Origin of the sequence: Amycolatopsis suaedae (assembly GCF_004214935.1) — a bacterium.
Taxonomy (GTDB): domain Bacteria; phylum Actinomycetota; class Actinomycetes; order Mycobacteriales; family Pseudonocardiaceae; genus Amycolatopsis; species Amycolatopsis suaedae.
Genome location: NZ_SFCC01000007.1, coordinates 285,832 through 299,691 on the forward strand (window position 1 = coordinate 285,832; position 13,860 = coordinate 299,691).

Genomic DNA, 13,860 nt, shown 5'->3' on the forward strand with positions numbered 1-13,860 from the left:
TCAGGCGGTGAGCTTCGGCAGCACGTCGCGGCCGAAGGTCTCGACCCACTCCTTCTGGTTGCGGCCGACGTTGTGCAGGTAGATGCGATTGAAGCCGGCGTCGATGAACTTCTGCAGCGCCGCCCGGTGCACGTCCGGGTCGGCCGAGATGACCATCCGGCCCTCGAAGTCCTCCGGCCGCACCAGCTTCGCCATCTGCTCGAAGTCGAACGGCGAGCGGACGTCGGCCTTCGGGAACTTCATCCCGCCGTTGGGCCATTGCTCCATCGCGTTGCGCAGCGCTTCCTCGTCGGTCTGCGCCCAGGACAGGTGGACTTGCAGCAGCTTCGGCATGCTGTCCGGGTCCTTGCCTGCCTTGCGGGCACCCTTACCGAAGTTGTCGAGGATGCCGGCCAGCTTCTCCAGCGACGCCCCCGGCGTGATGATGCCGTCGGCCAGCTCGCCGGTCTTGCGCGAGGTGTACGGCCCGGCCGAGGCGATGTAGATGGGCGGCGGGGTGTCCGGCAGGGTCCACAGCCGCGTGGTGTGCAGCTTGAAGAACTCGCCGCTGTGCTTGACGTCGTTGCCGGTGAACAGCTTCTTGATGATCTCCAGCGCCTCGAGCATGCGCCGGACACGCTCCGGCGCCTCCGGCCAGTAACCGCCGATGATGTGCTCGTTCAGCGCCTCACCGGAGCCGATGCCCAGCCACGTACGGCCGGGGTAGGTCGCCTCCAGCGTGGCCGCGGCCTGCGCGACCATCGACGGGTGGAGCCGGAACGACGGGCAGGTGACGCCGGGGCCGAGGTCACCGGTGGTGTTCTCGGCCAGCGACGCCAGCACACTCCAGACGAACGAGGCCTCGCCCTGCGCCGGAACCCAGGGCTGGAAGTGGTCAGCGGCCATCTGACCGGAGAATCCGTGCTGTTCGGCCAGGGCGGCGATCTCGATGCTCTCCCTCGGGGAGAACTGCTCCAGCGCCGCGGCTATCCCGATTTGTACTTCACTCACAAGCCTGACAACCCTTCTCGCCGGTGAACCATTCCCAACCTACCGCGCTCCGGCGAGCGGCACCTATGGCGATATGTCCACCGTGGAGGGTCCGCCCCGCACCGGTCGGGCCGTCGGCGTCTGGACTGACGAGCCCAAAGGCCGCCCAGCGGCCGACGGCGAGGAGGGAAGACGCCGACCGAAGGGCCCGACCGCGCCCGCGGCGAAGCCAGGGCAGAAGACTCAGTGCGGGCGGAGGTGCCAGCGGCCCTTGCGCTGCGGGCGGGCCTGCTCGTCCGCCGTGTCCGCGGCTGGGACCGGCTCGGTCACCGTGTCGGCCCTGGCCGGCGACTCGGCGACGCCGGTGTCCGCCTCGGGCACCTGGGCGACCTTGCGGGCAGGCATCACGGCGATCAGCAGGCCGACCAGCGCGCTGACGCCGTGCAGCCAGTTGTCCGCCGTGTTCAGGTTCAGCGGGTTACCCAGGCCGGACACCGGGTTCATGGAGAACACCCCGGCGATGGCCAGGCCCCACAGGAACACCGCGCCGTAGGCGATGAGCAGCAGCCACCCGAACGTGCGGGCGGTCCCCGATCGGGTGGCCATCAGGACGCCGAGCAGGCCGATGACCAGGTGGACCAGGTTGTGCAGCGGGTTGATGGCGAAGCCGAGCAGCGTGGCGTGATCGTGGTCGGCGAACCCGACGAAACCGGTCCGCACCAGTCCGATGATTCCGAACACCAGGAACACCAAGCCGACCAGCCCGGCCAGGACCTGGGCGGGCTGGAGTCCGGCAACACCGATTCGAGCGTGTCGTGAACGAGCCATGACCTTCTCCCGTCACCGAGCGCGCCCGGCTGGCACGCACGCGTGGCGGTGAATTACCCGAACCTTAGATACCGCAAACCGGTCGGGCCGGCGGCGTCTGGACTGACGAGCCCAAAGCTCGCGCAGCGAGCGACGGCGAGGAGGGAAGACGCCGACTGAAGGGCCCGACCGCGCCCGCAGCGAAGCAAGGGCAGACAACACCGCGCGTCACACGTTACGGCGATACTGGCCGCCGACCTCGAAGAACGCCTCGGTGATCTGGCCGAGCGAGCACACCCTCGCCGCGTCCATCAGCACGCCGAACAGGTTCTCGTCACCCCGCGTGGCCGCCTCCCGCAGCGTCTTCAGCGCCTGCTGCGCCTCCGCGCGGTGCCGCTCGTGGAAGTCGGCCAGCCGGTCCAGCTGCGACTGCTTCTCCTCCTCGGTCGCCCTGGCCAGCTCGACCTCGACCTCGTCGTCCTCGGGGTTGGGGTTGCGGAACGTGTTGACGCCGATGATCGGCAGCGTGCCCTCGTGCTTGAGCCGCTCGTAGCGCATCGACTCGTCCTGGATCCGGCCACGCTGGTAGCCGGTCTCCATGGCGCCGAGCACGCCGCCGCGCTCGGAGATCCGGTCGAACTCGGCCAGCACGGCCTCCTCGACCAGGTCGGTCAGCTCGTCGACGATGAACGAGCCCTGCAACGGGTTCTCGTTCTTGGACAGGCCCCACTCCCGGTTGATGATCATCTGGATGGCCATCGCCCGGCGGACGGAGTTCTGGCTGGGCGTGGTGATGGCCTCGTCGTAGGCGTTGGTGTGCAACGAGTTCGCGTTGTCGTACAGCGCGCACAGCGCCTGCAGCGTGGTGCGGATGTCGTTGAAGCTCATCTCCTGCGCGTGCAGCGAACGGCCGGAGGTCTGCACGTGGTACTTGAGCTTCTGCGACCGCTCGTTCGCGCCGTAACGGTCCCGCATGGCCACCGCCCAGATGCGGCGGGCGACCCGGCCCAGCACCGTGTACTCGGCGTCCATCCCGTTGGAGAAGAAGAACGACAGGTTGGGCGCGAAGTCGTCGATGTCCATCCCTCGCGCGAGGTAGGACTCGACGTAGGTGAACCCGTTGGCGAGCGTGAACGCCAGCTGCGAGATGGGGTTCGCCCCCGCCTCGGCGATGTGGTAGCCGGAGATCGACACCGAGTAGAAGTTGCGTACCCCGTGCTGGATGAACCACTCCTGGATGTCGGCCATCATCCGCAGGCTGAACTCGGTGGAGAAGATGCAGGTGTTCTGCCCCTGGTCCTCCTTGAGGATGTCGGCCTGCACGGTGCCGCGTACGTTGCGCAGCGCCCACTCGCGCAGTTCGGCGTGTTCCTCGGCCGACGGCTCGCGGCCGTGCTCGGCGACGAACGCCTCGACCCGCTGGTCGATGGCGGTGTTGAGGAAGAACGCCAGGATCGTCGGCGCAGGGCCGTTGATCGTCATCGACACCGACGTCGTCGGGGCGGTGAGGTCGAATCCGTCGTAGAGGACCTTCATGTCCTCCAGCGTCGCGATGGACACACCGGAGGTGCCGACCTTGCCGTAGATGTCCGGGCGGGTCGCCGGGTCGTGGCCGTACAGCGTCACCGAGTCGAACGCCGTGGACAGGCGCTTGGCCTCCGAGTCGGCCGACAGGTACTTGAACCGGCGGTTGGTGCGGAAGGCGTCGCCCTCGCCCGCGAACATCCGTGCCGGGTCTTCGCCTTCCCGCTTGAACGGGAACACCCCGGCGGTGAACGGGAAGTAGCCCGGCAGGTTCTCCCTGCGCAGGAACGACAGCAGCTCGCCGGGGTCGGTGTAGCGAGGCAGCGCCACCCGCGGGATCCGGCTGTCCGACAGCGTGTCGCGCCACAGCTGCGTGCGTAGTTCGCGGTCGCGCACGCGGACGACGAGTTCCTCACCGCGGTAGGACTCGGCCAGCTCGCGGTAACCGTCCAGCAGGCGGTCCGTCGCACTGTCCACATCGGATTCGGCGGCGGACACCAGGCGTTCTATGGCGGCCACGTCGGCGTCCTCGCCCGCCAGTGCCTCCCTGGCCACCCGCAGCTGCTCACGCCTGCGCAGCGCGGCGACCTGCTTGACCGTCAGGTCGTGGTAGTCACGCACCGTGTCGGCGATGTCGGCGAGGTAACGCACCCGCGACGGCGGGATGATCGTGGAGGCGTCGGTGGACACCTTGCCCGTCACCGCGGGCAGCAGGCCGGCGGACACGGACAGGCCACGCTCGGCCAGCAGGTCACGCAGGTGCTGGTAGAGCGCGGTGACACCGTCGTCGTTGAACTTGGCGGCGCTGGTGCCGTACACCGGCATGTCCTCGGGGTCGGCGCCGAACGCCTCCCGGTTGCGGATGAGCTGGCGGGCCACGTCGCGGCGGGCGTCCTCGGCGCCGCGGCGCTCGAACTTGTTGATCGCCACCGTGTCGGCGAAGTCGAGCATGTCGATCTTCTCCAGCTGCGACGCGGCGCCGAACTCCGGCGTCATCACGTACAGCGAGGTGTCGACGTGGTCGACGATCCCGGCGTCGCCCTGGCCGATGCCCGGCGTCTCGACGATCACCAGGTCGTAGCCCGCGGCCTTGCAGGCCAGTACGGCCTCGTCGAGCCCGGCGGGGATCTCCCCGCTGGTGGTCCGGGTGGCCAGCGAGCGGAAGAAGACCGGGCTGCCGTCGAGGCAGTTCATCCGGATGCGGTCGCCCAGCAGCGCGCCGCCGCCGCGCCGCCGCGACGGGTCGACGGCCAGCACCGCGATGCGCAGCTTGTCCTCCTGGTCCAGCCGGAAGCGGCGGACCAGCTCGTCGGTCAGCGACGACTTGCCCGAGCCACCCGTTCCGGTGATGCCGAGGACCGGTACCTGCCGCTTGTTCGCGGTCTCGGTGATGGCCGACAGCCAGCCGTCCGGCAGGTTCTCGGCCTGGAGCTGGGTGATGACCCTGGCCAGCGTCGGGACGTCGCCGGCCATCAGGTCGTCCAGCGAGGCGGGCGGGACGGCCGCGAGGTCGGTGTCGCACTCGCGGATCATCAGGTTGATCATGCCGGGAAGGCCCATGGTCTGGCCGTCGTCCGGCGAGAAGATGCGTGCGACGCCGCGCGAGTGCAGCAGCTCGATCTCCTCGCGGACGATCACGCCGCCGCCCCCGCCGTAGACGCGGATGTGGCCGGCGCCGCGCTCGGCCAGCAGCTCCACCAGGTAGCTGAAGTACTCGACGTGCCCGCCCTGGTAGGCGCTGACGGCGATGCCCTGAACGTCCTCGGCGATGGCCGCCGTGGCGACCTCGTCGACCGACCGGTTGTGCCCGAGGTGCACCACCTCGGCCCCCTGCGACTGCAGGATCCTGCGCATGATGTTGATCGACGCGTCGTGCCCGTCGAACAGGCTGGACGCGGTCACGAACCGGACGGGGTTCGCCGGGATGTGCAGCTCGGCGCTCATCCTTCCAAAATACTTGGAAGCCCGACTATTTCAAACCCAACGTTCTGTGGCCCCGGTAACTACGCCCGGACACACATGACGGCCACCTTCACCAGGTCCGACACAGGACCCCGGCGAAGTCGGGCGTCGGCGTGAGCAGGGGAGCTTTACTGGCGAAGAAGGGTAGTAGAGCTCCCTCGCTGCCTTACGGGTGTGACTGGTGGGACTGCCGTGGCCTGCGATGCCAGCGGGACACCTGGGATCGCGTGAAAGCCGAGTTCCTCTCGCCAGACGTGATGAAGGTGGCCTTCACGTACCCGACGCGAACCCGTCACACGGGCACACCTGTCACACCGGCACCAGCCAGCACACCCACCCCACCAGCCACCACGAACGAGACAACACCCCCGGCACCCCGCCGCCACCAACGGCACCATACTTGCGCGACACGCAACCACAGCGCCCCTGCCGACGCCCCAGGCCGTCGCTGCCCACGACTTTGCCGGGACCTGAGGTCCGACACGTGAGCAGGCCGCTCGGCGGGACCGCGCAGGTCGGCATCTCGCCATCTGGACCGGGCGTGCCGTTCAGTGGGACCAGGTGGACGGGAACGTACAACTCGCGCGTCAGAACGTACGACTCGCGCGCAAGGGGTCGCTCACTCAGGGATGCCGGGCGGCGCGGCCTCACCAGTCACATCCGACCCAACCGCCACCACGAAAGAGACCCAGCAAACTCCCCCAATGTGGCATTGGGGAACTTCAAGTACCCCAATGCCACATTGGGAGCACACAGCACCCAGACTTTCGCCGCGGGGCGCCGGGCGAGGGTCAGACGCCCGCCTTCACGCCGCGGCGGGCGATCCACTGGCGCATCGCGTACTCGACCATCGTGATCAGCGTCTGCTTCGTCGACTCGCGATCCCGCGCGTCGCAGCGCACGATCGGGATGCTCGGGTCGATCGACAGCGCCTCCCGCACGTCCTCGGTCTCGTGCTGCTGGACGCCGTCGAAGCAGTTGAGGCCGACGATGTAGGGCAGGCCCCTGTCCTCGAAGAAGTCGACCGGGGCGAACGAGTCGGCGAGGCGGCGGGTGTCGGCCAGCACGACCGCGCCGATGGCGCCACGCACCAGGTCGTCCCACATGAACCAGAACCGCTGCTGGCCCGGCGTGCCGAACAGGTACAGGATCAGGTCGTCGTCGAGCGACACCCTGCCGAAGTCCATCGCGACGGTCGTCGTCGACTTGTTCGGCGTGGCCTCGAGGTCGTCGATGCCCGCACTGGCGTCGGTCATCATCGCCTCGGTGGTCAGCGGGACGATCTCCGACACCGACCCGACGAAGGTCGTCTTGCCCGCTCCGAACCCGCCGGCCACCACGATCTTGGCCGACGTCATCGTGGGCGGCGCGGTCTCCCGCTGTGTCCTAAAGCCGTCGGAGTCCACTCAACACCCTTTCCATCAACATCAGATGCGCCTCGGCGTTGTCGTCACCGGAAATGGTCCTGTGCACGGTGACCAGACCGGCGTCCGCGGCATCACTGATCAGAACTCTCGCCACACCGAGCGGCACCCGCAGCACCGAAACGATTTCGGCCACGGAGCGAGGGGTTCGGCATTCTTCCACGATCGAGCCGAACTCGATCTGCTCCCGCACGGCTTCGCCGACGTCGCCTTCCTTGCTGGAGATCAACGTCTCCAGCTCCAGCGCGTAGCTGGCCTTCGTCCGCCCGCCGGTGATCGCATATGGACGGACGATCGACGTCTCCTCCAGCGGCGGCTCGGCCGCTGGCGGCTGTGGCGCACCCGCACCGGCGTCGAACAGCGGGTTCGCCGGAGCCGGCACGGGCGGGGAAACGGGGAACGGGGTGACGATCTCCGCCACCGGTGACGGGGGCGGGGTCATCGGACGACCCCGCCGATCGGCTTGTCCAGACGTTTCCGCGAAGTCAGCATGAGCATCTGCGTCCCTGTCCTTCTTGCGTTTACGACGTCCACGACCGGAATCCAGGGTCAGTCCGTTGAGGACGTCGGCGAAGGTGCCGTCGTCCCCGGTGCCCCCTGGTCGTTCCGGTCCCGTGCTCATCGGTCAATCATCCCACTGGTTCACCAATGAGGGACCCCCCAGCACCCTGCAGCTGGGCCCGCAGCTCGGGCGTGAGGATCTGGCCGACGCGGTCGACCAGCAGGGTCATCTCGTAGGCGACCTGGCCGATGTCGCAGTTCGGCGCGGCCAGCACGGCGAGGCATGAGCCGTCGCTGATCGACATCAGCACCATGATGCCCAGCTCCATCTCGACGACGGTCTCCTTGACCGCACCGGCCTCGAAGCACCGCGCCGCACCCTGGGTCAGGCTGACCAGGCCGGACGCGACGGCGGCCAGCTGATCGGCCCGGTCCAGCGGGAGCCGGTTGGACGCGGTCAGCAGCAGACCGTCCGCGGACACCACGACGGCATGGGCGACGCCGGGCACCCGCTCGGCGAACTCGTTGACCAGCCAACCGAACTGGTTCTGCGGGGGTTGTGCATCCGCGCCCCGCACCGGGGACCACCCCCTGCGCGGCGAACCTGACGAGGTCATTCACCCTCCACTGTCTGTCGGACGTCTTCCGTCGCCTTGCCGGTACGGTGCCGGCCACGGCGGACGCCCTGCTGGAAACTACTCAACCGGCCCCGCACATCCTCCGCGTCGCGCTCGGTACGCGACACGGCGGGAGTACCGGCCGGGACCGAGCCCGCGGCGCTGCCCGGCATCAACCGCTCACCACGCCGGCGCCTGGGCAGGCCCGACGCGGTGAAGCTGGACGGCACCGCCTGGCTCTTGGCCGCGACCGCCTGGGCGGTCTGCCAGTTCTCGTCGTCGGCGAAGCTCCACTCGGCGGTCTGCTCCAGTGCCGTCTCCGGCTGCGGGGGCACGCTCGGCTCGGACGGCTTCTCCGGAGCCTCCGCCGGGGGTTCCGGGGTCTCGGTGGCGCGCTTGGCCTCCTGCCGCGCCCTGGTGACGCCCTGCTGGAAGCTGCTGAGCCTGCCCCGCACCACGGCCGGGTCGCGGACCGGGAGGTCCACCTTGCCGGTGGCCGCCTCGACCGGCTCGGCCGTGCCGGGCAGCAGCCGTTCGCCCTTGCGGCGCCTTGGCAGGCCCGCCGGGGTGAGGTTGGCCGGCTCGGCCAGCGACTTCGCCGACACCTCCCGCACCGTGCGCCAGTTGACGTCGGCGGGGAAACTCCACTCGGCCGCGGTGGGTTCCGGGGTCTCGTCCTGCGCCTCGGCGGTCTCCGGTTCCTCGGCGGGCTCGGCCTTCTCCTTCTCGACGTCCGCCGTCTCGGCCTCGGGCTTCTCGGATTTCTCCGGCTTCTCGGGCTTCTCGGATTTCTCCGGCTTCTCCGGCGGCGCGGGCTTCGCCGCCTCCGGGTCACCGGCGCGGAACCACGCGGAGATCGTCGCGTCGAAGATCGGCGTCGTCTCCGGGTAGGCGGAGTCGGGGTCGGGCGGGGTGCGGGTCTCGGTGTTCCACCACTCGCCCAGCACCGACCCGTTGGCCGACGCGAACAGCTCCTTGCCGCTGGGCAGCTCTTCCGAAGACTCCGGCGACTCCGGAGTCTCCTCCGGCGGCGTGGAGATCTCGTCGGTGAGCGGGCTGAACAACGCCGTCCCGGACACCTCGACCGCGGTCGGCGGCGGCGCCTGTGGCGGCTTCGGGGGCTTGGGCGCGGAGTCGGTGCTCTCCCGCTGCGGCGGGACGGGCGTCGTCAGGACACCGGGATGCGACACCCCGGTGGCGCCGTTGACCCGGGGCCGCTTGGGCAGCTCCCCCGGCTTCGCGGGCTGCGGCTGCGGGCGCCCGGCCGGCGCGTGGACGTCCATCACCAGCTCGGCAGGCACGGTGACCGTGGCCCGCACACCGACGATGTCCTTGCCGCCGTGCAGGGTCACGCCGATGCCGTGCCTGCTGGCCAGCCTGCCGACCACGAACAGGCCCATCCGCCGCGACGTCGCCAGGTCCACCGACGCCGCCTCGGTCAGCCGGACGTTGGCCTCGGCGACCTCGGCCGAGTTCATGCCGATGCCCTTGTCGAGGATGTCCACCGACAGCACCTTGTTCTCGGCCAGGCTGGTGACCACGGTGACCATCGTCTCCGGGGCGGAGAACGCGGTCGCGTTGTCCAGCAGCTCGGCGATCAGCCGCATCAGGTCACCGGCGGCGTGGCCGACGATCTTCGCCTGCGGCGGCGGCTGCACGGTGACCCGCTGGTACTGCTCGATCTCCGACACGGCCGCCCGCAGCACGTCCGCCGTGGTGACCGGCCTGCCGGACCGGCGCGCCGGGTCGGCACCGGACAGCACCATGAGGTTCTCGTTGTTGCGGCGCATCCGGGTGGCCAGGTGGTCCAGCTGGAATAGCGTCGCCAGCTGGTCGGCGTCCTCCTCGTCGCGCTCCAGGCGTTCGATGAGCTGCAGCTGCCGCTGCACCAGGCTCTGGCTGCGCCGGGACAGGTTGACGAACACGCTGCTGTACCCGGTTCGCATGGCCGCCTGCTCGACGGCCAGCCGCAGCGCCTGACTGTGCACGGCGTCGAACGCCCTGGCCACCTCGCCGACCTCGTCGGACGACGCCACCGGGACCGGCTGCGCGTCGGTGCTCTGCGGACGGCCCTCCTGGATGTTCTGCACGGCGGCGGGAAGCTGGCGGTTGGCGACGTCGAGCGCGCTGGCCCGCAGCACCCGCAGCGACCGCAGCAGCTGGCGGGTGATCAGGAAGACCACCGCCGCCGCGACGACAAGGGCACCGAACAGCAGCACGGCGAGCACTCCGGCGACCGTGCTGGCCTCGTCGAACAGTTCCGACGAGACAGCCTTGAGTCGTTCACCCATCCGGGCACTGACTTCACCGATCCGGGTGGCCACCGCGGCCGAGGCGTCGGTCCACTGCTGCGCCGACAGCTGCCGCAGCGCCGCCTCGGGGGTGGCGCCCGTGTCGCCCAGCACCGACTCCACCATCGTGCGCCTGGCGTCCAGGTTGGGGCCGACGACACCGGCGTCGAAGTCCTGCCGCTGCGACTGCGTGGCCGCGGCCCGGAAGTCGGCGAGCCGGTCGTCCAGCCTGACCTCGGTGGTGCGCAGCGTGTTCAGCTGCGCGGGCGTGAGCGTTCCCTTGGCGATCCCGGACCCGACCAGTGCCTGGGCCGAGGACACTTCCTCCTTGGCGACCTGCAGGTCGTGCTGGGCGTTGGGGGTGCCGCCGATCGCGTCGTCCCGCAGCCCGGACACGGCGGCGGTGTCCACCTTGAGCACGCTGTCGACGACGGTCGAGTACTCGGTGATGACCTGCTCGGCGTCGAGCTGGCCTGCGTCGAGCTGCTGCCGCACCACGGCCAGCCGGTCCAGCTGCTCGCCTGCCTCGCGGGCGGGGCTGCCCACGCCGGCGTCCAGTTCGGACGCCCGCTCGGCGGTCTGCCGGAACGGGCCGACGGCGGCGTCCACGGCGGTGCGGTCGGCGGCCAGCTCGGGCGAGTTCTGCACGGTGCCCTGCAGCAGCAGCTCGGCGGTGCGGGTGCGTTCCCGCTGCAGTGCGTCCACAGTGGTCCGGACCTCGCCCATCAGCGACGCGAGCCGGTCCATCCGCTGGTAGCTGCCCGAACGGTCGATCTGGGTGCCGATGGTGGCGACACCGAGGATGAGCGCGATCAGGATCGGCACCAGCGTCACCGCGCCGAGCTTGACCGGCAGGCTCCAGTCACGCCATTGGGTGATCCTGCGCCATCTCGGCGGCCGTTTGGGCGGCCGGCCGAGCAGCTTTCCGACGGGCACCTGGCCCTCTCCAACGGTCACGCGAGTGACTCCCTGTCCACCGTGTCCGAGCCGTATCCGGTGCCCGGCTGCCGACGTCCGCCCCCGCGGGGCTGCTGGCGATCCGCATCATGCGAACTGCACGAACATCGAGACAAGAGGGCACCCAATCGATCTTTAAAGTCAACGTGGCCCGAGAATCGTACACCAATCGTGTGATTGTCTAATTCGTTCAGCAAAGGGGCCATGACCTGGTCCTTCTCACCATTTCCGACACCGGCGCGCTCACTTTCGAGACACGATGGGGTCAGGCCCATGACGCCGGTTACAAAAACTTTCGAGCTACCCGGTGGGAGGATCACCCGAACAGCCCAGCAGCGTGCATCTGCACGTGCAGAACGTCTACTGCGTGTACATCTCAGCATGATCATCGCCCGGATTTATTGCCCGATGATGTGGTCTTTCGACTGGTAGTCGGCAGTGAGAAAGATCCACTGAAGACCCTCGCACCCTGGCAGACACCCACAGCGACGGGGTTCATCCCGCCGGGTGCGAGCCTGCCGTCCCGGGCCGCCGACACCGCTTCGTCGTCGGCTACCCAGTGTCACATTCGGGGCGGCAGCGGAGGGTCGGAGTGGACCCGGTTGCCGCCTTTACTTGATCGAAAACAACGGTGCGTCACAACAATACTCGGCATTTCGGGTTAGCCGCCGTCGGCATACCGGTCACTTTTTCCGGTCGAACTCGGTGTGGCTACCATGTGCGCCTCAACGAGTTCGACCGGCACGCCGGAGACCCCGCCGAACAACACTCCCCGGTGCCGACTCGGTGAAATTCGGACATCCCGGAGGACGGATGCAGAACGTCACTCGCAACGCGCTGGAGGACACCGGCCAGATCCCGGCGTTGTTCGCCGACGGCGGTGCCGCGGCCCGGCCGAGGACGGCGGGCCCTCCGCCCGGCGGGTCCGAGCCGGACTACGTGGCCATCCAGAACAGCCAGGAGTTCGCCACCCTGCGGCGGCGGCTGCGGGGCTTCGTGTTCCCGGTGAGCCTGCTGTTCTTCGCCTGGTACCTGACCTACGTGCTGCTGGCCGCCTACGCCCACGACTTCATGAGCACCAGGGTGTTCGGCTCGGTCAACGTGGCGATCCTGCTCGGGATCGCCCAGTTCGCCAGCACCGTCCTGATCATGGTCGCGTACCTGCGCTACGCCCGGCGCCGCATCGACCCGCAGGTCGCCGAGATCCGCTCGCACGTGGGGATGGACCGCGATGAGTGACCCCGTACTGAACATCGCGGTCTTCGCCCTGTTCGTGGTGATCACGCTGTACGTGGTCTACCGCGCCAGCAGCCGCAACTCGACCACCGCCGACTACTACGCCGCGGGCGGCCGGTTCACCGGGCGCCAGAACGGGATCGCGCTGTCCGGCGACTTCCTGTCCGCGGCCTCGTTCCTCGGCATCGCCGGGGCCATCGCCGTCCACGGCTACGACGGGTTCCTCTACTCGATCGGCTTCCTGGTCGCCTGGCTGGTCGACCTGCTGCTGATCGCCGAGCTGCTGCGCAACACCGGCCGGTTCACCATGGGCGACGTCCTGAGCTTCCGGATGCGGCAGCGCCCGGTGCGGGCCGCGGCGGCGACGTCGACGCTGGTGATCTCGTTCTTCTACATGCTGGCGCAGATGGCCGGAGCCGGTGGACTGGTCGCGTTGCTGCTCGACGTGCACGGCGGATTCGCCCAGGCCGTGGTGATCGGCGTCGTCGGCGTGGTGATGGTGCTCTACGTGCTGGTCGGCGGTATGAAGGGCACCACGTGGGTGCAGATCATCAAAGCCACCATCCTGATCCTGTGCGTCGTGCTGATGACCGTGTTCCTGCTCGGCAAGTTCGGCTTCAGCCTCAGCAACCTGCTGTCCGCGGCGGCGGACAACAGCCCGCTCGGCGACCGGCTGCTGGAGCCGGGCAGCCTCTACGGCGGGAGCGAGGTCAGCAAGCTCGACTTCGTGTCGCTCTCGGTGGCGCTGATCCTCGGGGCCGCCGCGCTGCCGCACGTGCTGATGCGCTTCTACACCGTGCCCAACTCGCGGGAGGCCCGCCGCTCGGTCGTCTGGGCCACCGGGTGCATGCTGGTGTTCTACCTGTGCACGCTGGTGATCGGCTTCGGCGCGGCCGCCATGGTCGGTCCGGACGCGATCACCGCGGCGCCCGGCGGGGAGAACTCGGCGGCGCCGTTGCTCGCCCTGAACATCGGCGGCACCCTGCTGCTCGGCGTCGTGTCGGCGGTGGCGTTCGCCACGATCCTCGCCGTCGTCGCCGGCCTCACGATCACCGCGTCGGCCTCGTTCGCACACGACGTGTACGCCAACATCGTCAAGCGCGGCAAGGTGCGGGCCGCCCAGGAGGTGCGGGTGGCCAGGCTGACCGCCGTGGTCATCGGCGTGCTGGCCATCTTCGGCGGCATCCTCGCCGCCGGGCAGAACATCGCGTTCCTGGTGGCGCTGGCGTTCGCGGTGGCCGCGTCGGCGAACCTGTCGACCCTGCTGTACTCGCTGTTCTGGAAGCGGTTCAACACCATGGGCACGCTGTGCGGCATTTACGGCGGGCTGATCGCCTGCGTGGTGCTGGTGGTGTTCTCGCCCGTGGTGTCCGGGTCACCGGACTCGATCTTCCCCGGCGTGGACTTCCACTGGTTCCCGCTGCGCAACCCCGGGCTGGTGTCCATCCCGTTCTCGTTCCTCTGCGGTTTCGTCGGCACCCTGCTCGCCCGCGACAAGGCCGACCCGCGCAAGCAGGCCGAGATGGAGGTGCGCTCCCTCACCGGCATCGGGGCGTGAGCACCACCTACCCT

Annotated in this window: 9 protein-coding genes; 2 read left to right on the forward strand and 7 right to left on the reverse strand. The window is 69.2% G+C overall.

Annotated elements, in window-relative coordinates; genetic code table 11:
• The 7 genes from EWH70_RS15875 to EWH70_RS15905 form a co-directional block, all read right to left on the reverse strand.
• The gene (locus EWH70_RS15875; RefSeq protein WP_130476161.1) at window positions 1–990 is read right to left on the reverse strand and encodes a TIGR03557 family F420-dependent LLM class oxidoreductase; all 990 of its coding nucleotides are present in this window, start codon (window positions 988–990) and stop codon (window positions 1–3) included.
• Window positions 991–1,212: 222 nt separating this feature from the next.
• A complete protein-coding gene (locus EWH70_RS15880) occupies window positions 1,213–1,797 on the reverse strand; it encodes a DUF4383 domain-containing protein (RefSeq protein WP_130476162.1) in 585 nt (194 codons plus the stop codon).
• 207 nt (window positions 1,798–2,004) lie between these two features.
• Window positions 2,005–5,244, reverse strand: coding sequence for a fused isobutyryl-CoA mutase/GTPase IcmF (gene icmF / locus EWH70_RS15885; protein WP_130476163.1), 3,240 nt, complete (start codon window positions 5,242–5,244; stop codon window positions 2,005–2,007).
• Window positions 5,245–6,053: 809 nt separating this feature from the next.
• Window positions 6,054–6,668, reverse strand: a complete 615-nt coding sequence (locus EWH70_RS15890; protein ID WP_165436289.1) for a GTP-binding protein — start codon at window positions 6,666–6,668, stop codon at window positions 6,054–6,056.
• Window positions 6,649–7,308 (reverse strand): DUF742 domain-containing protein, encoded by a 660-nt coding sequence (locus EWH70_RS15895; protein ID WP_240687003.1) that lies wholly within the window; start codon window positions 7,306–7,308, stop codon window positions 6,649–6,651. Before EWH70_RS15895 ends, EWH70_RS15890 begins: the two co-directional genes overlap by 20 nt.
• Before the next feature lie 7 nt (window positions 7,309–7,315).
• A complete protein-coding gene (locus EWH70_RS15900) occupies window positions 7,316–7,804 on the reverse strand; it encodes a roadblock/LC7 domain-containing protein (protein WP_130476165.1) in 489 nt (162 codons plus the stop codon).
• Window positions 7,801–11,031, reverse strand: coding sequence for a nitrate- and nitrite sensing domain-containing protein (locus tag EWH70_RS15905; protein ID WP_130476280.1), 3,231 nt, complete (start codon window positions 11,029–11,031; stop codon window positions 7,801–7,803). The genes EWH70_RS15900 and EWH70_RS15905 overlap by 4 nt, the downstream gene beginning before the upstream one ends.
• An 834-nt stretch (window positions 11,032–11,865) precedes the next feature.
• Here EWH70_RS15905 and EWH70_RS15910 point away from each other — a divergent pair.
• Together EWH70_RS15910 and EWH70_RS15915 are read left to right on the forward strand one after the other, a co-directional pair.
• Window positions 11,866–12,291 carry a DUF485 domain-containing protein gene (locus EWH70_RS15910; protein ID WP_130476166.1) on the forward strand — a complete coding sequence of 142 codons (426 nt, stop codon included), beginning with the start codon at window positions 11,866–11,868 and terminating at the stop codon, window positions 12,289–12,291.
• Window positions 12,284–13,846 carry a solute symporter family protein gene (locus EWH70_RS15915; RefSeq protein WP_130476167.1) on the forward strand — a complete coding sequence of 521 codons (1,563 nt, stop codon included), beginning with the start codon at window positions 12,284–12,286 and terminating at the stop codon, window positions 13,844–13,846. The genes EWH70_RS15910 and EWH70_RS15915 overlap by 8 nt, the downstream gene beginning before the upstream one ends.
• The last annotated feature ends 14 nt before the right edge of the window (window positions 13,847–13,860 follow it).

Bases quoted from the DNA above. Each gene is read 5' to 3' on its own strand.
- EWH70_RS15915 (WP_130476167.1), top strand. From the start codon at position 12,284: ATGAGTGACCCCGTACTGAACATCGCGGTCTTCGCCCTGTTCGTGGTG.
- EWH70_RS15900 (WP_130476165.1), bottom strand. From the start codon at position 7,804: ATGACCTCGTCAGGTTCGCCGCGCAGGGGGTGGTCCCCGGTGCGGGGC.
- EWH70_RS15910 (WP_130476166.1), top strand. From the start codon at position 11,866: ATGCAGAACGTCACTCGCAACGCGCTGGAGGACACCGGCCAGATCCCG.
- EWH70_RS15895 (WP_240687003.1), bottom strand. From the start codon at position 7,308: ATGAGCACGGGACCGGAACGACCAGGGGGCACCGGGGACGACGGCACC.
- icmF (WP_130476163.1), bottom strand. From the start codon at position 5,244: ATGAGCGCCGAGCTGCACATCCCGGCGAACCCCGTCCGGTTCGTGACC.
- EWH70_RS15880 (WP_130476162.1), bottom strand. From the start codon at position 1,797: ATGGCTCGTTCACGACACGCTCGAATCGGTGTTGCCGGACTCCAGCCC.